We start from the raw sequence: 22995 nt of genomic DNA, 5'->3' as shown, positions 1-22995 counted from the left end.
ATGACGCTCGACAAGCGTGCGTTGCGTGCCCGGATGCGTGCCGCCCGCGACGCGTTCTTCGCGACATCGCCCCCGCCGATATTCGCGGGTGCCGAATTTGCCGCCCTCCTGCCCCACGCCGCGACGGTTGCGTCCTATGTGCCGATCGGTAGCGAGGCCGACCCGATGTGGCTGGCGCGCGCCGCTGTCGAGCAGGGCTGCGCGATCGTGCTGCCGCACGTCACCAGCCGCGCCGAGCCGATTCGTTTTCTCGCCTGGGATGCGGAGGACGATCTCGCCCCCGGCCCATTCGGGTTGCAGCAACCACACCATGCCTCGCCAGCGCTCGCGCCCGATCTCGTGCTGACGCCGCTGGTTGCGTTCGATTCGGCGCTCAACCGGCTCGGCCAGGGCGCGGGGCATTACGACCGCGCCTTCGCAGAATTTCCGAATGCGGTGCGAATCGGTGTGGCGTGGAGCGTTCAGCAGGTCGATACCCTCCCCGCCGACCCGTGGGACATGCCGCTCCACGCGATCGCGACCGAGACAGGATGGATCACACGATGACACCGAGCTGGCGCAAACCCTTCGGCATGTTCGTGATCCTCGCTTTGATCCTGGTGTGGGTGGTGATCGTGGCGAGCTTCTCGGGCTGGGTCGGGCGCTGGCACCCGCTGCTGCAGGCGCTGTTCTACGTGGTGACCGGGCTGGTGTGGATCGCACCGCTCAAGCCGCTGCTGGCGTGGATGGAGACCGGGCGCTGGCGTTAGACCAACGGTTCGTCCCCAGCGAAGTCGAGCGACAATGCCGGTGCGCAAACCTCGGCGCCTCGACTTAGCTCGGCATGAACGGGGAAATATGAAAGTCTCAACCGCTTGATCCGCCAACCCTTTTTGAAAGGGTGGCGCGAGTGACGGGGCTCGAACCCGCGACCTCCGGCGTGACAGGCCGGCGCTCTAACCAACTGAGCTACACCCGCTTGGAAAGCGTGAGGCGCGCCAACTAGGTCAGGGGTGCGAGGCTGTCAACCGACTTCGCCACGACTTTCTTCAGCCTCGCCATTTTTTGGCGGCGAACCCTTGGCCATCGCGCCGTGTTCGAACAGGAAACCGGCGATATCTGGCTTGCCGACCGCACCCAGCACAGTTTGCAGGATGATGAGCAACGGCACCGCCAGCAGCGCGCCGGGCGTGCCCCACACCCAGCTCCAGAAGCTGATCGAGATGAGAATCAGAATCGGGTTGATGGTCAGCCGCCGTCCGACGATCAGCGGTGTGATGGCGTTGGCCTCGACGAGATGGCAGCCGATCATCAGGAACGCCGGGAACAGCGCCGCCCAAATGTCGCGGAAGGTCATCAGCCCGCCCAGCCCGAGCAGCAGCGCAGCCGCGATCGGCCCGAAATACGGCACGTAGTTGAGCAACGCGACGATACCGCCCCACATCAGCGGATACGGCATCCCCATCGTCCACAGCACGCCCGAGACGAGCAGCCCGAGCGCGAGGTTGATGACGGTGATCGTGCCCAGGTAGGCGGCGGTATCGTCGACGACATGCTGGATCACCCGCGCGGTCGCCATCGCGCCGCCGAAGCTGGAGCGGCTGGTGATCGTGCGCCGCCTGAGCCGCGTCCAGCCGGCGAGGAAGAAATAGATCACGAGGATGCCGAAGAACACCTGCACGATCGCGCCCGGCGCCGAGGTGGCGGCGAGTTCGAGGATCGAACTCGGTGGCGATACGGCGGTGGTCTGCGGCGTCTTGATCGGACCCGTCGCGGCGAGATGCCGCACCGCGCGGTTGAGGTAGCGCTCGAGGCTCGAATAGAGATCGATCAGCGGCGCGATGTTCATCTGGATTCGGTCGATCCGCTCGGGCAGCTTGCGGAAGAACTCCACCGCCGGCACCACGATCGCGGCGAGCGCGATGTTGGCGGCGAGCAGGAACATCAGGATGCAGACCAGCGCCGCCAGCGCCGACGGGATGCGATGCCGTTCGAACCATTCGAGAATCGGCACCATCGCGATCGCGATCACCAAAGCCGCCGTGGTCGGCAGGAAGAACTCCGCCCCCGCCTTGAGCGCGAACGGGGTGGCAAGCGCGAGGCCGATGCCCGCGAACAGGGTCAGCGTGGCGAGGATGCGGTCGCGCCGCATCGCCAGCACCAGCATCATCTCTTCGGGATCGGCCGCAGCGGGGATGCGCGGAAACGGGCCGACCGTCGGCGGAGCGAGGCGGGCTTCGTCATCCCGTATGTCTACGCTGGTTTCGTTCACGCCCGCCCGCTCCTACGCAACTCGCAGCAAACCCTAGCGGCATTCCCCCTTCATGCAATCGGCGCTACGGAGCGAAATGCCCGTCCCGCCCCGTACTCCGCGCAAGCGCTGAACGATGTCGCCGCGACTTCGTCTCGTCCGGCCCGTGAACTGGCTGCGGCGCCGGCTGCGCGCGAGCGAGGCAGCGTTCATCCTGCTCGCGATCGGCATCGGCGGCGCGGCGGGCGCGCTCAGCGTCGCGCAGGGCGCGCTGGCGCGGACGCTGCAACACTGGTTCTTCGCGCTGCCCGGCACCTCACGGCTGAGCGCGCAGCCGGAACTGTCGCTTGCCGCCTTGCTGGTGCTGCCGATCGGCGGCGTGGCGCTGGGACTCTTCACGCTGGCGACGCGCGCCCGCAAGCGCGGCCTGGTCGATACGGTTGAGGCGAACGCTTTGCACGGCGGGCGGATGAGGATCGGCGACAGTCTGGTGATTTCGGGGCAGACGATCCTGTCCAACGGGTTCGGCGCGTCGGTCGGGCTAGAGGCGGCCTATGCGCAGCTCGGCGGCGCGGTCGCCTCGTTCACCGGCGGGCTGCTCAACCTGCGCCGGCCCGATCTGCGCAACCTCGTCGGCGCGGGCGCGGGCGCGGCAATCGCCGCCGCGTTCGGTGCGCCGCTTGCCGGCGCCTTCTACGCGTTCGAGATCGTGATCGGCGCGTATACGCCCTCCGCAATCGCGCCGGTCGCCGCGGCCGCGCTGTCGGCGGTGCTCATCTCCCAGACGCTCGGCGCGCATCCCTATGTCGTCGAGACCGCCTCGGGCGCAGTCACCGAGACGCATCATTACCTTGCCTATGCCGGGCTGGGCGCCGCCTGCGCCGCGTTCGGGATCGTGCTGATGCGTGCGGTCGCGCTGCTCGAACACGGCGTACGACGGTCGCGCATCCCCGACTGGGCGCGGCCGGCGATCGGCGGTGCGCTGCTGGTGCCGATCGCGCTGATCTCGCCGCAGGTGCTGTCCTCGGGGCATGGCGCGCTTCACAATGATCTGGTGGCGGGCACGCCGCTCGCCTTCATCGCGGTGATCTTCGTGGCGAAGTCGCTGGCGTCGATCGTGTCGCTCGGCTTCGGCTTTCGCGGCGGGCTGTTCTTCGCCTCGCTGTTCCTCGGCACGCTGGCTGGGACCCTGTTCGCGGCCGGGCTGACGGCGGTGGCCGGGTTCCAGATCGTCGATCCGCACAACGCCGCGATCGTCGGCATGGCCGCGCTCGGCGTCGCGGTGATCGGCGGGCCGATGACGATGGCGATGCTGGTGCTGGAAGCGACTCACGATTTCGGGCTGACCGGCGCCGCCATCGCCGCCTCGCTGGTCTCCTCGACGATCGTGCGCGAGCTGTTCGGCTATTCCTTCTCGACGTGGCGGCTGCATTTGCGTGGCGAGACGATCAAGAGCGCGCGCGACGTCGGCTGGGTCAAGACGCTCACCGCCGGGCGGATGATGCGCCGCGAGACGCGCGAGACGCCGGCGGAGACGACGATCGCCGAGTTCCGCCGCCGCTATCCGCTCGGCTCGGCGAGCCGCGTCGTGCTGATCGACGCGGACGCGCAATACGCGGGCATCGTACGGACGAGCGACGCCTTCGCCGAGACGCTCGATCCGGCCGCGTCGGTGGCGAGCGTGGCGGTCAATACCGAGGCGGCGATCAAGCCCGACATGGACATCAAACAGGTGATGACCGCGTTCGACGCGACCGGCGCCGACGAACTGGCGGTGCTGGCGACGGACCGGACCGTGCTCGGCGTGCTGTCCGAGACCTATGTCCGGCGGCGCTACGCCGAGGAGCTGGAGAAGGCGCAGCGCGAGCTGTTCGGGGAGCGGTGAGGCGGTTGGCGGCCGCGTATTATGGCAAAGGTTGCCCACGGGAGGCACCGTGGGGGAGTGTCACTTTCGGGCGTGGCGGACGGGCGGGTACGCCTCCCGCGCGCGGCGAATGGGAACGTGTTACAGATAGCGTGGCACTGTCGAAGAGCGGACCGGGAGTATGGCGGCTGCGGTGCGTGTAGGACAGGTTTGACAGCGGCGCTGGTTGGATGGCCAGTATTGGTGGTGAGCACCTCGGCCACCAGACCCATACATCACCGATCATTACTGCCACTCCGGTCGGCCTACGTCCGGCTATCGGATCGGTGTTTCCAAGGCGAAAGGTCGGATTGTGGGCGATTGATGGCGTCGCGACATGGTGAATTTGCAATGTTCCGCTTTTGACGCCAGAGTGATGACGGTCGCTTTTCCGCAGGTCGAGTAACCGATCGGGCATCAACCAAGCAGAGAACGAAGCAATGGTCGGGATTTTCAGGAAACTGTTCGGCGCAAAGAACGATACGTCCGAAACCGTCTCGCAGGGGCAGCCGTCCGATATATCGAAGGGTATGCCGGCGAGCATTGCGGAAGGGATGGAATGGCAGGCGACTGACTTCATAGAGGCGTTTTCACCTGAAGGCTCGCCCATTGACGGGAGCAAGCTCGACTATAGCGAAGCGTCCCTAGAACTCGTCGATCAGGTGCTGGACGACTTCTATCGCCAACAAGCGCCGCTTCCAGACGATCTTCACTTTCTGACATCAGCCTATATCTTCGAAGTAGCACGTCGCGCGTTCGGCGGGCGATATCTGCGCGGGGATGAGGAGAACCCTTTCATACTCGTCATTGGCGAGGGCACTGCCGAAGTCGGAGTCTGCGTCATGTCCAAGGTGCGGGGTCGCGCGGTGAATGGGCCGGAGGACAGCATTCCGTTCTTCTATGCTGGTATCGCTCCGCTGGTAGCTGCCGGGACCAACGCGACGTTGATTTAAGAAGCTCGCCGAAGGTCGCGTTCTGGCGACAACCACCCGCGCCATTTGGCGCATCGCCCCTGACGCTGTACAGGCCCGGCGATGCTCCGTCTTTCCGGTCTCTACCTCCCGCTCGATCATCCCCCTGAGGCGATCGCGCCCGCGATCTGCGCGCGGCTTGGCATCGCGCCCGCCGATCTGCGCGGGTACACGCTCTACCGGCGCGGCAACGATGCGCGGCGGCGCAATGCCGTGCAGCTCGTCTATACGTTCGATGTCGATCTCGCCGACGAGAGCGACGTGCTGGCGCGTCTCTCCGGCGACAAGGATGTCCGCCCCACCCCCGACATGACCTACCGCCCGCCCGTCACCGTACCCGCCGGCTGGAGCGCCAAGCGGCCGGTGGTGATCGGCGCGGGGCCGTGCGGATTGTTCGCGGGGCTGATCCTCGCGCAGATGGGGTTTCGCCCGATCATCCTCGATCGCGGCAAGGCGGTGCGCGAGCGGACCAAGGATACCTGGGGGCTGTGGCGGCGCGGCGTGCTCGACCCCGATTCGAACGTCCAGTTCGGCGAGGGTGGTGCCGGCACCTTCTCCGACGGCAAGCTCTATTGCCGGGTGAAGGACCCGCGCTTCCTCGGGCGCAAGGTGCTGGAGGAATTCGTCCGCGCCGGCGCACCCGACGACATCCTGTGGGAAGCGCATCCGCATATCGGCACGTTCCGGCTGGTCTCGATGGTCGAATCGATGCGTGCGCAGATCGAGTCGCTCGGCGGCGAGTATCGCTGGCAGACGCGCGTCGACGATCTGGAACTGGAGCGCATCGCCGACGGCCACCGTCGCGTGCGCGGGCTGCACCTGCACGACGGCGGCTTTCTGGAGGCCGACCATGTCGTGCTCGCGGTCGGCCACAGCGCGCGGCCGACGTTCGAGATGCTCCACGCGCGCGGCGTGCATATCGAGGCCAAGCCGTTCTCGATCGGCGTGCGGATCGAGCATCCGCAAGGCTGGATCGACCGCGCCCGCTTCGGCGCCTGCGCGGGGCATCCCGATCTCGGTCCGGCGGCGTACAGCCTGTCGCACCACTGCGCGAACGGGCGCACCGTCTACAGCTTCTGCATGTGCCCCGGCGGGCGCGTGGTGGCGGCGACCTCCGAAGAGGGCCGCGTCGTCACCAACGGCATGAGCCAATATTCGCGCGCCGAGTTCAACGCCAATTCGGGCCTCGTCGTCGCGATCGATCCGGCGCGGGATTATCCGGGCGGACCGCTCGCGGGGATCGCGTTCCAGCGGCATTGGGAGTCGCTGGCCTATGTCACGGGTGGCTCCTCCTATCACGCGCCGGGGCAGCGGGTCGGGGATTTCCTCGCGCAGCGGCCCTCCACCGCGCTTGGGGCGGTCACGCCCTCGTACCAGCCCGGCGTGACGCCGACCGACCTTGCTCAATGTCTGCCCGACTATGCGATCGAGGCGATCCGCGAGGCGCTGCCGGTGTTCGGCCGGCAGATCGCGCGCTACGACGATCCCGATGCGGTGATGACCGGGGTCGAGACGCGCACCTCCTCGCCGATCCGAATTACGCGCGGGGCGGATTTCCAGAGCCTCAATTGCGACGGGCTGTTTCCGGCCGGGGAAGGCGCTGGCTATGCGGGCGGGATTCTGTCGGCGGCGATCGACGGGATCAAGGTGGCGGAAGCGGTCGCGGCGCGGATCGTGGCGGGATAGTGGAGGTTCGGATCGATCGTGGCGAGTGCGGTGCGAACGGCGAAACGTCGCAAAGGTTGTCCACTGAACGCACCGTGCGGGGGTGTCACTTTTGGGCGTGTCCGACGGCCGGGCACACCCGCCGCGCGCCGCGAAGGTGGACCATTACGGTTGGCGCTGACACAGTCAAAGAGCGTGGCCGGGAGTATGGTCGAAGCCGCGTCTGTAGGACAGGTCCGACAGCAACGCTTATTGGACGACGAAAATTGGTGGGGAACGGACAGGCAGCTTTCAGGAGGCCGTTAGCGATAGCTGCCGTTCCCGAAAAGGATGGTGAAACGGGAAAGCTCCCGCAGACCCATTACTGGGCTGGCGGCTGCATAAGCTCTATCGTGATATGATCGGGGCCTGAAACGTAGGCCACCAAAGTCCCCTTCCGTGGACCACCCGCGATTGGCAGCGGACTACCCTTGGCCTTCCATCCTGCTGCTTCGACGCGGCTGATGGCGGCATGAATGTCCTTCACGGTCAAAGCCAGGTGAGCCGCACCGATCGCCCCCGCGCTGGAAGGCACCACCCCGTTTTGGCGCCCTTTCGAATATTGCAACAATTCGACCGCGTAACCGCTTGGTGCCCTGACGATCGCCGTTTTCACACCCGGATCGTCGACACCTGTCACCTGATGCAGGAAGTCGCCCCCCATCTCCGATTGTCGCTCAAGTGTGAATCCAAGCGCTCCCGTCCAAAACCGAATGGCTTCGTCCAGAGACGATACGGCGAAGCCCGTGTGGTCCACGGTAATTACGTTTGCGGCGTCGTTCATTGCTGCACTCTCGCTGGGCCGTGCTTGCGCTATCTGTACCTGTGCCCCGGCTGCAACCGACGCCAACAGCATGGCGAACATGATCTTCATGGTGACGCTTTAGGGCACGGATGCTTTTTCGAAAAGGAAGGTACAGCGGGAAAGGCGTGGTGCGGCAGTGGTTTCATCGTCGCCAAGCGAGCCGCTTTCCCAAAATCTGTTCCCGATTGAGTTTTCCCGAAATTGCCTGCCGGACATGGAAAAACGGGAATCTGATGATGGCTCGAACGGCAGGTTTCAGGATCGTGCACGTACAGACTGAGCGACCGGGTTTGGGGCGATTCCCGACCATCCGCCTCAGATCCGCTCCGCTCGCGGTTCGCCCGCCTCACCCCGCCGCAGCAGCCGTGCGATCATCCAGCCGGCGGCGAGGATCAGGAAGGGCATCGCCGGATAATGGTAGCGCACCTGCCCGGTGAAGGCGAAGGCGGTGAGCGTCACGAACGCCGGCATGCAGCCGAGCAGCAGGATCGCCCGCTCGCCCTCGCGCGCACGCCCGCCGCGCCACAGTGACGGCACCGCGACCGCGAGCCCCGCGAAGCCGAACAGCAGCACGCCGATGTAATAGAGCTGGTTGACCACCTGCGCGGCGGTGAAGGTCGCGCCGAGGCCGGGATAGCTCGCGTCCACGCCCCACAGCCCGTCGCTGTCCTTGCGCCACACGAACAGCACTTTGCGGGCGCCTAGCGCGATCCATCGTGCCGGATGGTGGGCGATCCAGTCCTTCGCGAGCGCCTTGAAGCGCTGGTCGAGTTCGACCTGACGGTAGACATGCTCGCGGTACGGGATGCCGACGCCGGTCGCGTCCCAGATCGGCGTGCGCTCCCATGCGTACCAGTCGCCGGTCGCGCGGTCGTTGGCCCCGTAATAGAGCGCGATGCCGCCGTTGGTGGAGACGGGAATGAAAGCGCCCATCTCGACGGTATTGCGGATGCTCCACGGCAGCACCACCGCCGCCAGCGCGAGATGGACCGGCAGCACCGCGCGCAGCAGCCCGCGCCAGCCGAAATCACTGAAACACAAGGCCATCGCGATCAGCGCGCCGATGGGGAAGAACATCACCTGCGCGCGCATCAGCGTCGCCGCACCGAACAGCAGCCCCGCCCCCGCCAGCGCCCACAGCCGCGCGCGCCCGGCCACCATCACCACGAACGCCGCCATCACCAGCGCGGTCGATAGCGTTTCCGCGAAGGTCTGGCCGGTGTAGGCGATGTGCGCGGGGTAGACCGCGTAGAGCAACGCCGCGATCCTACGCCCGAGCGGTCCTATGCCGAGCAACGCGCCGAAGCGGAGCATCAACGCGACGATCGCAGCGGCGGCGGCGAGGTTAAGCGCCATCGGCCCGAGCAGCGACGGCCCGGCGACGATCATGCTCGCGGCGAGCGCGGCGGGGTAGCCGACCGGCCAGAATGCGGTCGGACGGCCCTGTTCCTGAAAGCCCAGACCGCGCACCATTTCTTGCGCGCGGTCCATATACCATAATCCGTCGGACATCGGTTGTTGCGGCATCAGCAGCATCAGCGCGAGGCGCAGGCCGACCGCGAGCGCGAAGATCGCCGGCACGACCCAGCGCGCCGTCTCGAACGTGCCGAGCCAGCCCCGCCGCGCGTGGGGATGCGCCGCAACGTCTAATGCCATGTCCATCGCCACACTCCCGCTTTCCGGCCCGCTTTCCGGCGCGGCGAGCCTAGCGGAACTGTGTTAACGGATCGCATCGTCTTGACTTGGCCGGTGCGGGCGCAAACGAGGGACACGCGCACTGTGGAAGCCAATGATGACCGATCCCAAGCCTGACGATGTCGCCCGCCAGCTCGTGACCTTGCTCGATGTCGAGGAGATCGACACCGATCTGTTCCGTGGCCCCCGTTTGCCCGGTGCGGTCGGTCGCGTGTTCGGCGGGCAGGTGATCGCGCAGGCGCTGCAAGCCGCGCAACGCTCGACCGAGGCGCCCAAGATCGCACACTCGCTCCACGCCTATTTCATGCGGCCGGGCAATGACGATTACCCGATCGTGTTCCGCGTGGTGCGCGATTTCGACGGGCGCAGCTTCGCGACGCGGCGCGTGATCGCGACGCAGAAGGGCGTACCGATCCTGACGATGACGGCGAGCTTCCAGCTTCCCGAGGACGGGCTGCACCATCAGGATGCGATGCCCGATGTGCCCGGGCCGGAGGGGTTGAAGAACCAACTTGAGTTTCGCGCCGGAACGGCCGCGAACAAGGCGTCACCGCCGCCCGCCTTCACCCGTGCGATCGAAGTTCGACCGGTCGAGCCGGCGCTTTGGGCGTTGCCCGAGGCGGGGCCGGCGGTGCTCAACGTATGGTTGCGCGCGATCGGCACGATCGGCGACGACCCGGCGATGCACCGCGCCGCGCTCGCCTATGCGTCCGATCTCGGGCTGATCGCGGCGGCGCGGTCACCGCACCCGATCACGTTGTTCGATCCGCGCGTCCAGGGCGCCAGCCTCGACCATGCTTTGTGGCTGCACGAGCCGTTCCGAGCGGACGAGTGGCTGCTCTATTCGATCGACTCGCCCTGGTCCGGCCATGCGCGCGGGCTGGGGCGCGGTCGCATCTTCACGCGCGACGGGCGTCTGGTCGCGAGCAGCGCTCAGGAGGGGTTGATGCGCTGGCGGGGGTGATTAGGCTCGGGTGATCGAGCGTATCCCAACCCGTTCGTGTCGCGCGAAATCGAAACACCTGCGCTGGGGTCTGCCCCTCGACTTCGCTCGGGGCGAACGGGTTTGGGTGCGAGTGTGCCCGCCCCACGCCGTTCGCCCCGAGCGAAGTCGAGGGGCATGCCAGGAACGCAACGCTTGAGGCTCGGGCGTGACGGTTAGCGCGCGCTTGCCGCCAGCGCGCGCTCGCGTAGCCGGGCCGCCGCCGCAACGTGGATGCCGGGGGCGGTGGCTAGGATGCCGAAGGCTTCGGCGGCCTCGGTGTTGAAGGCGAGCGCGCCGCAGAGCGCGTCGGTGATGATCGCGCCGGCTTCGGTCGCGATCAGCGCGGCGGCGGCGATGTCCCATTCGTTGCCCCAGCGCGCGGTCGCGACGAGATCGGCCTCGCCGGCGGCGACCATCGCGATGCGCAACGCGATCGAATTGGGTTTGTCGACGATGACGAGATCGCGGTCGGCCTTGGGCAAGGCGTCGGTCGGCACGCGCGCGCCGACCAACTCGGTGCGGTCGCTCGCTTGCAAGGCCGCGCCGTTGCGCAGCGCCCCGCCGCCCCGCGTGGCCAGCCACACTTCGCCGCGTGCGGGCGCGTCGAGCACGCCGATCAGCGGCATGCCGTTCTCGATCAGCGCGACCGACACGGACCAGCCGGGCCGCCCGCGCAGATAATCGCGCGTGCCGTCAATCGGATCGACCACCCACAACCGGCTGCAGGATAGCCGCGCGGCGCTGTCGGCGGTTTCCTCCGACAGCCACCCGGCTTCGGGATCGAGTGCGGAAAGCCGCGCGTGGAGCAGCGCGTTGACTTCGAGATCGATGTCGCTGACCGGATTGCCGGGCGATTTCTCCCAGCGCGCGAAATCGGTCTGCCAGCGCGCCATCGCCAGCGCGCCCGCCTCCGCCGCGATATCGGCGATCCGGTCGGCGAGTGTATCAGCCACTCGCGACCGTCATGCCGTCGATGCGGATGGTGGGGACGTTGGTGGCGTAGCGATATTCGAGGTCATTCGCGGGGGTAAGCTCGCGGAACATATCCTTGAGATTGCCCGCGATGGTGAACTCGGCGACCGGCGTGGTGATCTCGCCATTCTCGATCAGGAAGCCGGCGGCGCCACGGCTGTAATCGCCGGTGACACCGTTGACGCCCATGCCGATCAGCTCGGTGACGTAGATGCCGCGCGTGATGTCGCCGATCAGCGCCTGCACCGACAGATGGCCCGCCGCCATATGGAGGTTGCTGGTCGCGACGCCGGGCGCGCCGCCGACCCCGCGTGCGGCATGGCCAGTCGGCTCCAGCCCGAGCTGCCGCGCCGAGGCGCTGTCGAGCAGCCAGCTTTCGAGCATACCGTCCTGCACGATCGCGAACGGCGACACTGGCAGCCCCTCGCCGTCGAACGGACGCGAGCGAAGCCCGCGCGGGCGGTGCGGGTCGTCCTCGATCCGCACGCCGGGGGCGAAGACGGCGGTGCCGAGCGCGTCGAGCAGGAAGCTGGTCCGCCGCGTGATCGCCTGTCCGCCGATCGCGCCGATGAAATGGCCGAGCAGGCTGGAGCCGACGCGCGGATCGAACACCACCGGCAGCGCGCCGCTTTCGACCCGGCCCGGGTTGGCGCGGGCGACGGTGCGTTCGCCGGCGCGCGTGCCGATATCTTCGGCGCTGTCGAGATCGCGGCGGCGGCGAGTCGAGTGATAGGCGTAATCGCGCACCATCAGCCCGCCCTCCCCCGCCAATACGCTTGCCGACAGGCCGTAGCCGGTCGCAGCATAGGCAGCGGCGAAACCGTGGCTGGTGGCGAGCGCCCAGATCGAGCGCGAGGCGCTGGCCGATCCGCCTTCGCTGTTGGTGACACCGGCGACAGCGCGCGCGGCGTCTTCAGCGGCAAGCGCGGCTTCGCGCAGCGATTCGGGCGAGGCTTCGCCGCCGTCGTCGAGATCGAGCTGCGGCGGCGCGCCGTGCATCAGGCGTTCTTTGGGGGCGAGGCCGGCCCAGGCATCCTCGGGTGCCTCGCGCGCCATCGCGACCGCGCGCTCGACCAGCGCGGCGAGCGCATGTTCGCTGAAGTCCGAGGTTGAGACGCTGGCGGAGCGGTTGCCGGCGAACACGCGCAGGCCGAGTTCCTGACTTTCGCTGCGGCCGACATCCTCGAGCGCGCCGAGCCGCACCGACACGTCGAGCGCGGTATCGGCGGCGAAAACGGCATCGGCGGCGTCGGCGCCGGCGGCCCGGGCGCGATCTACGATAGCGGCGGCGCGATCCTGCGCCTGTTCGATGGTCAACATATGTCGGACTTAGGCACGGACCCCGCGAAGGTCAAAGCGTCGCGACCGTCCCGATGACGAAACACGCGCAGAACACGAGAAATCCGGCAAAGCGGTTGGACCGGAAACGCGCGAGCGCGCCGGCGCCGTCATCGGGCGAGAGCGTGCCGACCTGCCAGCCGAAATGCGCGGCGACCGGCAGCAGCGCGGCGAGCGCGAGCGGATCGGGGCGGACCAGCCACAAAGCCACGCCCCACAGCAGCAGCGCGGCCACGTAGAACAGGCCGACGCCGAGCCGGACCCGGCTGCCCATCCGCAGCGCCGACGAGCGCACGCCGATCAGCGCATCGTCCTCGCGGTCTTGCAGCGCGTAGATCGTGTCATAGCCGATCACCCACGCGATCGACCCGGCGTAGAGCAGCAGACCGGGAATGGTGAGCTTGCCCGCGATCTCGCTCCAGCCGACCAGGCAGGCCCAGGAGAACACCATGCCGAGCCACGCCTGCGGCCACCACGTAATGCGCTTCATGAACGGATAGCCGGCGACCAGCGCGAGGCTGAGCAAAGCGACGATCGCGGCGTAGAGGTTCAGTTGCAGCAGGACGACGAGGCCGATCAGGCACAGAGCGACCAGCCAGACCCACGCCGCCCTGAGGCTGACCGCGCCGCTCGCCAGCGGGCGGCTGCGCGTGCGGGCGACCTGCCGGTCGAGATCGCGATCGACGATGTCGTTGTAGACGCAGCCCGCGCCGCGCATCGCGATGCTGCCGGCGAGCAGCCACAGGATCAGATCCCAACGCGTGATCGCGCCGCCGGCGAGCGCGACGCCCCATGCGCCGGGCCAGAACAGCAGCCACCAGCCGATCGGCCGGTCGAACCGCGCCAGCAACGCGAACGGGCGGGCTGCGGCGGGGAGCAGGGCGACGAGGCCGCGATGTTCGGTGTCGGGGGTGAGGTCGGTGGTGGTCATGCGCGGAACGTGCTCCCCTCCCTGAAAGGGAGGGGATGGGGGTGGGTCGGTTTGGGGCGGGCGTCACCTTCCCTCGCAAGCAACCCACCCCCGGCCCCTCCCTTCCAGGGAGGGGAGAAAACAGCGACTCGATTGTCGGGGGTTAGGTCGGTCGTGGACATGCGCACGGCGCGCCCCTTACCTCCCCTCCCTGACAGGGAGGGGCCGGGGGTGGGTTGGCCCGCGTGGGACCGTAGCGACTGCCGCAACCGACCCACCCCCAGCCCAGCATCGGGTCGGTCATGCCCCCGGCATGACCTGAACAGCGCGGGGCGCTGTTCACCCGATGCTCTTCCAGGGAGGGAAGCGGGTTGCGCTCGCGGAAAGGCCCTCACGCCGCCTCGCTGAATTGCAAGCTGGCGAGCCGCGCGTACAGGCCGCCGGCGCCGATCAGCTCGGCGTGGCTGCCGCTCTCGACGATGCGGCCCTCGTTCATCACGATGATGCGCCGCGCCGCGCGCACGGTGGCGAGGCGGTGGGCGATGACGAGCGTGGTGCGGTTCACCATCAGCCGTTCGAGCGCCTGCTGGACGAGTCGCTCGCTCTCGGCGTCGAGCGCGCTGGTCGCTTCGTCGAGCAGCAGGATCGGCGCGTCGCGGAGCAGCGCGCGGGCGATCGCGAGGCGCTGGCGCTGGCCACCCGACAGGCGCGCCCCGCCCTCGCCGAGAAACGTGTCGAGTCCGCCGGGCAGCTTGCGCAGGAACTCGGCGGCGTTGGCGGCCTCGGCGGCGGCCCAGAGCTGATCGTCGCTCGCCTGCCAGCGACCGTAGCGCAGGTTGTCGCGCGCCGACGCGCCGAAGATCACGGTATCCTGCGGCACCATCGCGATCCGCTCGCGGATTGCGGCGGGATCGGCGAGCGGCAGCGCGACACCGTCGATCCGCACTTCGCCCGCATCGGGATCGTAGAAGCGCTGGAGCAACTGGAACAAGGTCGATTTGCCAGCGCCCGAGGGGCCGACGATCGCGACGGTCTCGCCGGGTGCGACGCTGACGTTGAAGTCGTGCAGCGCCGCCACGTCGCGGCGGGTCGGGTAGCGGAACTCGACGTGCGAGAACTCGACCGTGCCGCGCGGCGGCTCGGGCAAGGCGACCGGCGAGGCTGGCGCGGCGATCGAAGGGCGTTCCGCGAGCAGTTCGGACAGACGGCCGGCGGCACCCGACGCGCGGAGCAGGTCGCCATAGACTTCGGTCAGCGAGCCGAACGAGCCGGTGACGATGCCGGCGGTCAGCACGAAGGCGGCGAGCGAGCCGCTCGACAGGCGTCCGCTCGCGACGTCGTTGACGGTGTCCCACATCAGCAGCGTCACCGCGCCGAACAGCAGCCCCATCACCAGCGCGGTCATGACCGCGCGCAGCCGGAAGCGGCGCTTGGCCGATTCGAAGCTCTGATCGACGGCAGCGCGGAAGCGCTCGCCCTCGCGGGCTTCCTGCCCGAACGCCTGCACGATCTTCATCGCACCAAGCGTCTCGACCGCGAGCGCGCCGATATCGGCGACACGGTCCTGGCTGGAGCGCGAATATTGCCGCACGCGCCGGCCGAGCAGGAAGATCGGCGTGATGATGATCGGAATGCCGACGATCAGCGACAGCGCCAGTTTGGGCGCGAGCGCGAACAGATAAGCGATGCCACCGATGCCGATGACAAGGCTGCGCAGCGCCACCGAAATCGTGCTGCCGACCGCATTCTCGATCTGGCCGGTGTCCGACGTCAGCCGCGAAGCGATCTCCGACGGGCGATTCTCCTCGAACCAGGCCGGCGACAGCGTCAGCAGATTGGCGTGGACCGCCGTGCGGATATCCGCGACGGTGCGCTCGCCGAGCCACGACACGCTGTAGAACCGCACCGCCGTCGCCACCGCGAGCACCAGCACGACGATGATGAGATGGTGGAAATAGGGCGCGACCGCGCCTGCGTTGGCGTGTTCGGCGAAACCGTTGTCGACGATCTGCTTGAAGGTCGCCGGGAAGGCGAGCGTCGCCCCCGCCGCCACGACCAGCGCCACCAGCGCGGTCGCGATCCGGGCGGGATAGCGCGTGGCATGACGCCACACCATGCCGAGATTGCTCAACTTGCGCGATCCGCGCGGCTCGGCGTTGTCGACTTCGGCCATGCGAGCCGCGTAGCAAAGCCGCCGCGCGGGCGCCACTGCTCACGACGATAACATTTTGTTCCCCCGCGAAGGCGGGGGTCTAGAACCACGAGCGCAGCACTGCTTGGCTCTGGACCCCCGCCTTCGCGGGGGAACCACGAATTACGAGAGTCCGTCACCTCTGATCGAGACAGCCGATCACGCTATCCGAAACTTGCCGCCCGCCGGTGCGTTCTACTGTATGGTCATTCACCGATAGATCGCTACATACGCCTCATGCTGTACAATGCCTACGAACTGCAACGTTCCTTCCTCGCCGGCGCAAGCGCAATGGCCGATTTCAGCGCCGAGCTGCTCCAGAACCCGGTAAACCCGTTTTCCTATTTCGGCGGCGGGCCGGTGATCGCCTCCGCGCTGGAGGTGTTCGCGCATGCGGCCGCACCGCGCGGCAAGCCCGATTTCGGGCTTGATCGCACGCTGGTCGACGGCAAGGAGGTCGATGTCGTCGAGGAGATCGTGCTGCGCAAGCCGTTCGGGCAGCTCAAGCATTTCGCGAGGGCCGGTGTCGAGGGCGGCCCCAAGCTGCTGATCGTGGCGCCGATGTCGGGCCATTTCGCGACACTGCTGCGCGGCACGGTCGAGCGGATGCTGCCGGTCGCGGATGTGTACATCACCGACTGGCGCGACGCCAAGCTGGTGCCGATGTCGGACGGCGGTTTCGATTTCGAGGATTATGTCGATTACGTGATCGCCTACCTTGAGGCGATCGGGCCGGATACGCACATGCTCGCGGTCTGCCAGCCGTCGGTGCCGTGCTATGCCGCCGCCTGCGTGATGAGCGCGGACAACAACCCCTGCCGCCCCAAGACGCTGACGATGATGGGCGGACCCGTCGATACGCGCGAGGCGCCGACTGCAGTCAACACGCTCGCGACCGAACGGCCGCATAGCTGGTTCGAGCAGAACGTGATCGTCAAGGTGCCGCTCACCTATCCGGGTGCGGGGCGGAAGGTGTATCCGGGCTTCCTCCAGCTCGCCGGCTTCATGTCGATGAACCTCGGCAACCACCTGATGTCGCATTGGGAGATGTTCAAGCATCTCGTGCAGGGCGACGATGAGAGCGCGGATTCAACCAAGCGCTTCTACGAAGAATATCGCTCGGTCTGCGACATGACCGCCGAATTCTACCTGCAGACGATCGATCTGGTGTTCCAGAACCATTCGCTGCCCAAGGGCGAGATGACGCACCGTGGCCGCAAGGTCGATCCGGCGGCGATCACCGATATCGGCATTTTGGCGATCGAGGGGTTGCGCGACGATATTTCGGGAGTTGGCCAGACGCGCGCGGCGCTCAAGATCGCGACCAGCCTGCCCGACGAAAAGAAGCGCTATTTCACCGTCGATGCCGGGCATTACGGCATCTTCAACGGCAGCAAATGGCGTAATCAGGTCGCGCCGGTGGTCGAGCAGTGGATGGCCGCCAACGCGTGATTGGCGGTTCGGTTCGGGTGGGTTGAGGCGGGGGTTTCCCCCCGCCCCCAGCCTCAGACCGCCGTCGTCTCGACGAAGGCGTGGCTGCTGCTCTCGTCGCTCTTGATCGTGCCGCCGAACAGCATCTTGAGCCGCCCCGACAGCGAGATATCGGTTTCCCACAGTTCCGCGCTCGAAATATCGAGCCGCAGCAGCGCGAGGTTAGGGTCGCTCTTGCCGCCGGGGAACCACGCTTCGACCTGGTTATTCCACAGCTTGTCGATCAGCGCGGGATCATTGTCCTGGCGGATATCGCCGGCGAGGCAGGCGAAGAAATCATGTCCCTTAGATACGAACTGCGCCATCGCGCTGCCGCCTGACGCGAGGCGGTTGTCCTTGCCGACGAAGAAGAACAGGGTGTCGACCTGATCGCGGTCGAGCTGGGCGGTCAGCGGTTCGCTGTGCTGGCCGCTTCCGGTGAGGCCGACCATCAGGAACGGGCTTTGCGCCATCTTGTCCCACATCGTTTGCTTGATCTTGTGTGTATCGGTCATCGTCGCTCTCCTCATTCGGATACAGTGGGTGAACGACGCAATCGCGGCTTGGTTGCGCTCGTGACGCGAGGGCTGTTATGCCTGTGCGTGCCGCGCCCGGCACAGCACCGGCCCGGACTGTGTATCGATCCGGGGGGACGAGATGACGAAGACACGTACAGCGGCCATGCTGGTGCTCGGCCTTATGCTCGCCCAACCGGCCGTCGCCGAGGTGCAGGCGCAACGCATCCCGCCCGAACTCGTCACGTTCGAGAAGGGCTTGCACAAACAGACCGGCGATGTCGCCATCCCGGCGGCGCACGCGCAGCTTCACCTCGGCGACCGCTATTATTTCGTGCCCGCTGACGAGGCGAAGACGATCCTGACCAAAGTGTGGGGCAATCCGCCGCAGAGCGCCGACGGCGTGCTCGGCATCGTGTTCGAAAAAGGGCGGACGATCTTCGACAACGTCTGGGGCGCGGTCGTCACTTATGAGGATACGGGTTACGTCTCCGATGCGAACGCCAAGTCCGAAGATTACAATCAGGTGCTCGAGTCGATCCGAAAGGGTGAGAGCGAGGAGAACACCAAACGCAAACAGGGTGGCTTCCCGCAACTTCATCTCGTCGGGTGGGCACAGCCGCCGGCCTATGATCCCGCCTCGCACGCGCTGATCTGGGCGCGCGACATCCGGTTTTCCGATAGCGCCACCGACGCGCTCAATTACGACGTGCGGCTGCTCGGGCGGCGCGGCGTGCTGAGCCTCAACATGCTCTCCAGCATGGATCACCTTTCGGACGTGCGTGCCGCCGCTGCGGATTTCGGCAAGGCGGCGGCGTTCGATCGGGGTTCGGCCTATGCCGATTTCGACAAGACGATCGACAAGAGCGCTGGCTACGGCCTTGCCGGGCTGGTCGCGGCGGGGGCCGGCGTGGTGGTCGCCAAGAAGCTCGGGCTGCTGGCGATCGCGCTCGGCTTCGGCAAGTATCTGCTGGCGGCACTCGCGGTCGGGGTGGCGGGGATGCGCCGGTTCTTCGGGCGGATTTTCGGCAGGAAGAACGCGGAGTAGCCGTTCGTTGCCACGCGCCTTCCGCCGCGATCGGCTTACATCGTCACCTTCAGCGCCAGCGTCCACGCCACCATCATGAACCCGCTCAGCATCGCGAGCACCGAGATGACCGCGATGGCAGCCTTCGGTCGCGCGGCAAGCGCATTGGCGACGACCAGCCAGAGCGGAAAGATCACCAGCGCGTAGCGCGCGAAGGACGCTATGCCGCCGGTGAGCGGCACCAGAGTCAGGAAAAGCGCGAGGGCGAGCAGGAGCGGACGCCGGAGGAGAACGAGCCTCACCAGCACGCCGATGGCGAGCCACGCCACGACGAAGCTGACAAAGTTCACGTCCGGCACCCGATCGGGATGCAACACGCCGTCCAGCAGAGTCGAAAAGGGATCCCCGAAGCTCCGGCCCCAGGCTTTTTGCACATGCACGAAGGCGAGCGCGTCGCCGGTCCGCGATCTAAGATGCAGCATGAAAGCCGCGAGCGCGAACATCGGGGGAAGAATGCCCGCGACGATGCCGACCACCTCGGACGGGCGGAGTGCCGGCTTGCCTTTCCGGTCGAGAAAGAGGCGCTCTGTCGCCGCCCAGGCATAGGGCAGCAGCAATCCCACGCCGAGGTTGCGGGTCAACACCGCCGCTGCGGCCACCGTCCCCGCCGCCATCCATTTCCGGCTTCGGATCAGACAAAACGCAGCCGTCAGGCACAGCAGGAAGAGCGATTCGGTATAGGCAGCCGAGAAGATGTAACTCCCCGGAACGACGCAGAGCAGTATCACGGCCAGATCGGCGGTCTTCCTGTCGAACTCGGCACAGGCGAGCCGGTGGATGAGAACCAGCGCCGCCAGAAAGCTCAGGTTGGAGATCACCAGCATGGCTTCGAAGGCGCTCAGCCCGGTGACGGTCGCGATCCCGGCGGCGAGCGCGGGATAGGCCGGGAAGAACGCCCAGTTCGCCTGCCCGTCCGGCCCGGCGAGAGGCTGATAGCCATGTTTGGCGAGGCCGACGTACCAGCCCGTATCCCAGGTTCCCCACATGTTCAGCCACCGATGGGGACTGAAACGCAGATCGGGGTCGAGCGTCGTGACCGGCCGGACATAGCGCTCGGTCAGCAGCCCCACCACCAACAGCGTCAATCGGCTGAGCGTGAAGCCGTATATCACGACCGAATAGTGTCGCAGCGCCCCGGCAAGCGCGCGCAGCGGCGCGTGCCGAGCGCGCTGGCTGGGCGTCGATACCGACTCGGTGGCCCCGCCGCCGTCTTCCAAAGAAAATCTCCCCGCTTCGTCTGCGGCGGATATCGCTTTATAGGCCGAATACCCAGCGTCGCCGTCCGAAGCTGGTCGCTATCGCCTCAACCTTCGGCGATCACAATATGGCTTGGCATGGGCCGACACGGCTTACGGCTTGGCACCCTCCGCGTCCACCCGCTCGACCTTTTGCGGGTCGGGATAGGGCATGATGAGCGTGCCATCGGGCGCGGCGGTGAAGCTGGTCTGCGTCGGATACGCAAGCGAGATGCCTTCCTTGGCGAAACGGCGCAGGATCGCCACCATCAAGCGGTCGCGCGTGGCATGCGCGGTGCCCCAGTTGTCGCCGGGAATGTCGAACTGCACGGCGAAATCGAGCGTGCTCGCGCCGAAGGATTCGAAGCCATTGCGTGCCGAGGTGGCACCTTCCGCCTCGATCAGCTCCTTGAGGATACCGGGCAGCCGCTCCAGCGTGTCGGGCGGGGTCTCATAGGCGACGCCGAGCGTGAACCCGATGCGGATGTGGTTGCGCTGCGAGACGTTGAGAATTTCCTTGTCGAGCAGGTTCTTGTTGGCGATCACGCGTTCCTCGCCGGTATAGGCGCGGATGCGGGTCGATTTCAGGCCGATACTCTCGATGATGCCGCTCGAATCGCCGAAGCTGATCTTGTCGCCGCGCTTGAAGGGCCGGTCGAACAGGATGGCGAGCGCGGCGAACAGATCGGCGAAGATGCCCTGCGCGGCGAGGCCGATCGCGATACCGCCGACGCCGAGGCCGGCGACCAGACCCGTGACGTTGACCCCGAGATTGTCGAGCACGACGATGAAGGCGATCGCGAACACCGCGAAGGTGACGAGCAGGCTGATGATGCCCATCGCGCTTTGCAACGCCTCGCCCGAATAGCTTTCCGAATGCGTGCGATGCTCGATCGCGCCGAGGATGATCTCGCGCGCCCAGATCGCGACCTGGAACACGCTGGCGATAGTGAACAGGAATTTGATCGTCGTCGCGACTTCTGGGGGTGCGCCGGCATAGCCCTGCACCAGCTTGGCGGCGACCATCACGATGAAGAAGTTGTTGGTCTTGACCACCGCGCGGCCCAGCACCGCCCCCCAGCCGGCGATGCCGCCGCGGGTGCTGCACAATTTCTGGCCGAGCTTGCGCGCGGTGGCGAGCGCGATGACGATCACCGCGCCAATCGCGAGCGCGATCAGGATTTGCAGCCAGTGCGTGCCGAGCCAGTCCATTGTGGCGCCGATCAGATCGCGCACCTGCGCGTTGATGTCGCGCACCTTCACCGGCGGAAGGATCGCCGTCGTTGTATTGCTCATCGCGGTTATGCTGCCTCTGCGATTGCGGGGGTGCCGCCCGTTTCGAGAAACGCGATCAGGCCACGCTCGGCGCGGGTAAGATAGCGCGTCGCGCGCGGCAAGCGCGTGGCGCGCACCGCCGCCTGCCCGTGCTTCACCGCCGCGATCAGCAGCGGGTGGACATAGGATTTGCGGCTGATCGCGGGGGTGTTGCCGAGCGCGTCGGCGACGGGTTCGAGCATCGTCTTGAGGCCGATGTCGTGGCCGGCACCGACGAGCGTCTCGAACGCGATCACGCTCGCGCCCCAGGTGCGGAAATGTTTCGCGGTGTAATCGCCGCCCATCGCCTCGCGGATATAGGCGTTGACGTCCGATGAGGTGACGGGATGCGTGGCGCCATCGTCATCGACCCAGCGGAACAGATGCTGGCCAGGCAGATCCTGGCATTTCTTGACGAAGCGGCTGAGCGACGAATCGGTGATCGTCAACAGCCGGACCTTGCCCGATTTGGCCTTGTACTGGAGCTTGATCGTCTTGCCCTTGAGCACCGCATGGCGGCGGCGCAGCGTGGTCGCGCCGTAGCTCTTGTTGGCCTTCACATAGCCTTCGTTGCCGATGCGGACATGGCCGAGATCGAGCAGCCGCACGATCGCCGCGACGGCTACGTCCTTGCCGAGCCCGCGCCGCGCCAGATCGGCCTCGACGCGCGCACGCAATTTGGGAAGCGCATGGCCGAACGGCGCACACAGATCGTACTTCGCGCAATCCTGCGCGGCGCGGAATTCGAGGTGATAGCGATATTGCTTGCGACCGCGCTCGTCCCAGCCGACCGCCTGGATATGGCCGCACGGGTCCGGGCTGAACCACGCGTCGCGATAGGCGGGCGGCAGGCCGATCGCGTTGAGCCGGTCGATCTCGTCGCGATCGGTGATGCGCTTGGCCGAAGCATCCCAATAGCCCCAGCCGTGGCGCATTTTCCGGCGGGTGATGCCGGGCTCGGTATCGTCGCAATAGGTGATCTCGGCGTCCATCGCGTCCCTCGTCAGAGCCTTAAAAATGCGCGGTCGGTCGCTTCGTTCCGGAACGGGCCGCATCGGCTGGGGGTTTGGACGGCATCCACGAAGGAGAATCCCGTGACAAACCTATCGCACGCGCACGTCCTGATCGTCGCCACCAACGGCTTCGAACAGTCCGAACTGTTCGAACCACGCCAGGCCTTGCTCGATGCGGGCGTGAAGGTGACGCTCGCCTCGCTCTCGACCGATCCGATCCAGGGCATGAAACACGATGAGAAGGGCGACACGATCACGCCCGATCTGACCGTCGATGACGTCAATACGCAGGATTACACCGCGCTGCTGCTGCCCGGCGGCGTCGCCAACCCCGATACGCTGCGCACCAGCGACCGCGCGGTCGAGATCGTCGAGGAGTTCGTCGATGACGACAAGCTGGTCGCGGCAATCTGCCACGGCCCCTGGCTGCTGGTCGAGGCCGATGTCGTCGATGGCCGCACCATGACGAGTTGGCCGTCGATCCGCACTGATCTGGAGAATGCCGGCGCCGAGGTGGTCGATGAGGAAGTGGTGCGCGACGGCCAGTTCATCACCAGCCGCAAGCCCGAGGATATTCCGGCGTTCAACAAGGCGATTCTTGAGGCGCTCGCTGAAGAGACCGAGGATGCGTAAGCCCGATGCGTAAGAACCCACTCA

At 66.8% G+C, this 22995-nt stretch carries 20 protein-coding genes and 1 tRNA gene; 9 read left to right on the top strand and 12 right to left on the bottom strand.

Features of this window, described 5'->3' with window-relative positions:
* Complete coding sequence (locus tag EWE75_RS08385; RefSeq protein WP_130156392.1) at positions 1–546, top strand: 5-formyltetrahydrofolate cyclo-ligase; 546 nt, start codon at positions 1–3, stop codon at positions 544–546.
* Positions 543–749 (top strand): DUF2842 domain-containing protein, encoded by a 207-nt coding sequence (locus tag EWE75_RS08380; protein WP_130156390.1) that lies wholly within the window; start codon positions 543–545, stop codon positions 747–749. Before EWE75_RS08385 ends, EWE75_RS08380 begins: the two co-directional genes overlap by 4 nt.
* Positions 750–881: 132 nt before the next feature.
* Here EWE75_RS08380 and EWE75_RS08375 read toward each other — a convergent pair.
* Positions 882–958: transfer RNA gene (locus EWE75_RS08375), tRNA-Asp, on the bottom strand.
* A gap of 45 nt (positions 959–1003) precedes the next feature.
* On the bottom strand, positions 1004–2149 hold the full coding sequence (locus tag EWE75_RS08370) for an AI-2E family transporter (RefSeq protein WP_130156554.1): 1146 nt from the start codon (positions 2147–2149) through the stop codon (positions 1004–1006).
* A gap of 217 nt (positions 2150–2366) precedes the next feature.
* Between EWE75_RS08370 and EWE75_RS08365 the strand changes: the two genes are divergently transcribed.
* The 3 genes from EWE75_RS08365 (at position 2367) to EWE75_RS08355 (ending at position 6790) form a co-directional block, all read left to right on the top strand.
* On the top strand, positions 2367–4115 hold the full coding sequence (locus EWE75_RS08365) for a chloride channel protein (protein WP_130156388.1): 1749 nt from the start codon (positions 2367–2369) through the stop codon (positions 4113–4115).
* Positions 4116–4573: 458 nt separating this feature from the next.
* The gene (locus tag EWE75_RS08360; RefSeq protein ID WP_130156386.1) at positions 4574–5086 is read left to right on the top strand and encodes a hypothetical protein; all 513 of its coding nucleotides are present in this window, start codon (positions 4574–4576) and stop codon (positions 5084–5086) included.
* Positions 5087–5167: 81 nt separating this feature from the next.
* Positions 5168–6790 carry an NAD(P)/FAD-dependent oxidoreductase gene (locus tag EWE75_RS08355; RefSeq protein ID WP_130156384.1) on the top strand — a complete coding sequence of 541 codons (1623 nt, stop codon included), beginning with the start codon at positions 5168–5170 and terminating at the stop codon, positions 6788–6790.
* A 340-nt stretch (positions 6791–7130) separates the two neighbouring features.
* Here the strand turns inward: EWE75_RS08355 and EWE75_RS08350 are convergent, their stop codons facing one another.
* Both EWE75_RS08350 and EWE75_RS08345 read right to left on the bottom strand, forming a co-directional pair.
* On the bottom strand, positions 7131–7682 hold the full coding sequence (locus tag EWE75_RS08350) for a VOC family protein (RefSeq protein ID WP_130156382.1): 552 nt from the start codon (positions 7680–7682) through the stop codon (positions 7131–7133).
* Between the two features lie 246 nt (positions 7683–7928).
* Positions 7929–9269, bottom strand: coding sequence for a hypothetical protein (locus tag EWE75_RS08345; RefSeq protein WP_130156380.1), 1341 nt, complete (start codon positions 9267–9269; stop codon positions 7929–7931).
* Positions 9270–9405: 136 nt separating this feature from the next.
* On the opposite strand from EWE75_RS08345, the gene EWE75_RS08340 reads away from it, so the two are divergent.
* Positions 9406–10272, top strand: a complete 867-nt coding sequence (locus EWE75_RS08340; protein WP_130156378.1) for an acyl-CoA thioesterase — start codon at positions 9406–9408, stop codon at positions 10270–10272.
* 194 nt (positions 10273–10466) lie between these two features.
* On the opposite strand, the gene EWE75_RS08335 is transcribed toward EWE75_RS08340, so the two are convergent.
* The 4 genes from EWE75_RS08335 to EWE75_RS08320 form a co-directional block, all read right to left on the bottom strand.
* The gene (locus EWE75_RS08335; protein WP_130156376.1) at positions 10467–11246 is read right to left on the bottom strand and encodes an inositol monophosphatase family protein; all 780 of its coding nucleotides are present in this window, start codon (positions 11244–11246) and stop codon (positions 10467–10469) included.
* On the bottom strand, positions 11239–12585 hold the full coding sequence (locus tag EWE75_RS08330; protein ID WP_130156374.1) for a TldD/PmbA family protein: 1347 nt from the start codon (positions 12583–12585) through the stop codon (positions 11239–11241). Before EWE75_RS08330 ends, EWE75_RS08335 begins: the two co-directional genes overlap by 8 nt.
* Before the next feature lie 31 nt (positions 12586–12616).
* Positions 12617–13534, bottom strand: a complete 918-nt coding sequence (gene ubiA / locus EWE75_RS08325; protein WP_130156372.1) for a 4-hydroxybenzoate octaprenyltransferase — start codon at positions 13532–13534, stop codon at positions 12617–12619.
* 370 nt (positions 13535–13904) lie between these two features.
* Positions 13905–15686: an ABC transporter transmembrane domain-containing protein gene (locus tag EWE75_RS08320; protein ID WP_130156370.1), complete on the bottom strand. Its 1782-nt coding sequence runs from the start codon at positions 15684–15686 to the stop codon at positions 13905–13907.
* Between the two features lie 255 nt (positions 15687–15941).
* On the opposite strand from EWE75_RS08320, the gene EWE75_RS08315 reads away from it, so the two are divergent.
* Positions 15942–17156, top strand: coding sequence for a polyhydroxyalkanoate depolymerase (locus EWE75_RS08315; RefSeq protein WP_130156368.1), 1215 nt, complete (start codon positions 15942–15944; stop codon positions 17154–17156).
* A gap of 53 nt (positions 17157–17209) precedes the next feature.
* Here EWE75_RS08315 and EWE75_RS08310 read toward each other — a convergent pair whose 3' ends face one another.
* Entirely contained in the window at positions 17210–17689 is a 480-nt protein-coding gene (locus tag EWE75_RS08310) for a pyridoxamine 5'-phosphate oxidase family protein (RefSeq protein WP_130156366.1), read from the bottom strand.
* A 142-nt stretch (positions 17690–17831) separates the two neighbouring features.
* On the opposite strand from EWE75_RS08310, the gene EWE75_RS08305 reads away from it, so the two are divergent.
* Entirely contained in the window at positions 17832–18737 is a 906-nt protein-coding gene (locus EWE75_RS08305; protein WP_130156364.1) for a DUF2167 domain-containing protein, read from the top strand.
* A 35-nt stretch (positions 18738–18772) separates the two neighbouring features.
* Here EWE75_RS08305 and EWE75_RS08300 read toward each other — a convergent pair whose 3' ends face one another.
* The 3 genes from EWE75_RS08300 to EWE75_RS08290 form a co-directional block, all read right to left on the bottom strand.
* On the bottom strand, positions 18773–19993 hold the full coding sequence (locus tag EWE75_RS08300; protein WP_130156362.1) for a mannosyltransferase family protein: 1221 nt from the start codon (positions 19991–19993) through the stop codon (positions 18773–18775).
* A 132-nt stretch (positions 19994–20125) separates the two neighbouring features.
* Positions 20126–21307, bottom strand: coding sequence for a mechanosensitive ion channel family protein (locus tag EWE75_RS08295; protein WP_130156360.1), 1182 nt, complete (start codon positions 21305–21307; stop codon positions 20126–20128).
* 5 nt (positions 21308–21312) lie between these two features.
* On the bottom strand, positions 21313–22317 hold the full coding sequence (locus EWE75_RS08290) for a DNA topoisomerase IB (RefSeq protein ID WP_130156358.1): 1005 nt from the start codon (positions 22315–22317) through the stop codon (positions 21313–21315).
* Between the two features lie 102 nt (positions 22318–22419).
* Here EWE75_RS08290 and EWE75_RS08285 point away from each other — a divergent pair, with 102 nt between their 5' ends.
* Positions 22420–22971, top strand: coding sequence for a type 1 glutamine amidotransferase domain-containing protein (locus EWE75_RS08285; protein WP_130156356.1), 552 nt, complete (start codon positions 22420–22422; stop codon positions 22969–22971).
* The last annotated feature ends 24 nt before the right edge of the window (positions 22972–22995 follow it).

This window comes from Sphingomonas populi, assembly GCF_004208535.1.
GTDB lineage: Bacteria > Pseudomonadota > Alphaproteobacteria > Sphingomonadales > Sphingomonadaceae > Sphingomonas > Sphingomonas populi.
Note: the sequence above shows the minus strand (reverse complement) of the source record. Positions and strands in the feature narration are given on the sequence as shown.

Bases quoted from the DNA above. Each gene is read 5' to 3' on its own strand.
- EWE75_RS08385 (WP_130156392.1), top strand. From the start codon at position 1: ATGACGCTCGACAAGCGTGCGTTGCGTGCCCGGATGCGTGCCGCCCGC.
- EWE75_RS08380 (WP_130156390.1), top strand. From the start codon at position 543: ATGACACCGAGCTGGCGCAAACCCTTCGGCATGTTCGTGATCCTCGCT.
- EWE75_RS08370 (WP_130156554.1), bottom strand. From the start codon at position 2,149: ATGATGCTGGTGCTGGCGATGCGGCGCGACCGCATCCTCGCCACGCTG.
- EWE75_RS08365 (WP_130156388.1), top strand. From the start codon at position 2,367: ATGTCGCCGCGACTTCGTCTCGTCCGGCCCGTGAACTGGCTGCGGCGC.
- EWE75_RS08360 (WP_130156386.1), top strand. From the start codon at position 4,574: ATGGTCGGGATTTTCAGGAAACTGTTCGGCGCAAAGAACGATACGTCC.
- EWE75_RS08355 (WP_130156384.1), top strand. From the start codon at position 5,168: ATGCTCCGTCTTTCCGGTCTCTACCTCCCGCTCGATCATCCCCCTGAG.
- EWE75_RS08350 (WP_130156382.1), bottom strand. From the start codon at position 7,682: ATGAAGATCATGTTCGCCATGCTGTTGGCGTCGGTTGCAGCCGGGGCA.
- EWE75_RS08345 (WP_130156380.1), bottom strand. From the start codon at position 9,269: ATGGCATTAGACGTTGCGGCGCATCCCCACGCGCGGCGGGGCTGGCTC.
- EWE75_RS08340 (WP_130156378.1), top strand. From the start codon at position 9,406: ATGACCGATCCCAAGCCTGACGATGTCGCCCGCCAGCTCGTGACCTTG.
- EWE75_RS08330 (WP_130156374.1), bottom strand. From the start codon at position 12,585: ATGTTGACCATCGAACAGGCGCAGGATCGCGCCGCCGCTATCGTAGAT.
- ubiA (WP_130156372.1), bottom strand. From the start codon at position 13,534: ATGACCACCACCGACCTCACCCCCGACACCGAACATCGCGGCCTCGTC.
- EWE75_RS08320 (WP_130156370.1), bottom strand. From the start codon at position 15,686: ATGGCCGAAGTCGACAACGCCGAGCCGCGCGGATCGCGCAAGTTGAGC.
- EWE75_RS08315 (WP_130156368.1), top strand. From the start codon at position 15,942: ATGCTGTACAATGCCTACGAACTGCAACGTTCCTTCCTCGCCGGCGCA.
- EWE75_RS08310 (WP_130156366.1), bottom strand. From the start codon at position 17,689: ATGACCGATACACACAAGATCAAGCAAACGATGTGGGACAAGATGGCG.
- EWE75_RS08305 (WP_130156364.1), top strand. From the start codon at position 17,832: ATGACGAAGACACGTACAGCGGCCATGCTGGTGCTCGGCCTTATGCTC.
- EWE75_RS08295 (WP_130156360.1), bottom strand. From the start codon at position 21,307: ATGAGCAATACAACGACGGCGATCCTTCCGCCGGTGAAGGTGCGCGAC.
- EWE75_RS08290 (WP_130156358.1), bottom strand. From the start codon at position 22,317: ATGGACGCCGAGATCACCTATTGCGACGATACCGAGCCCGGCATCACC.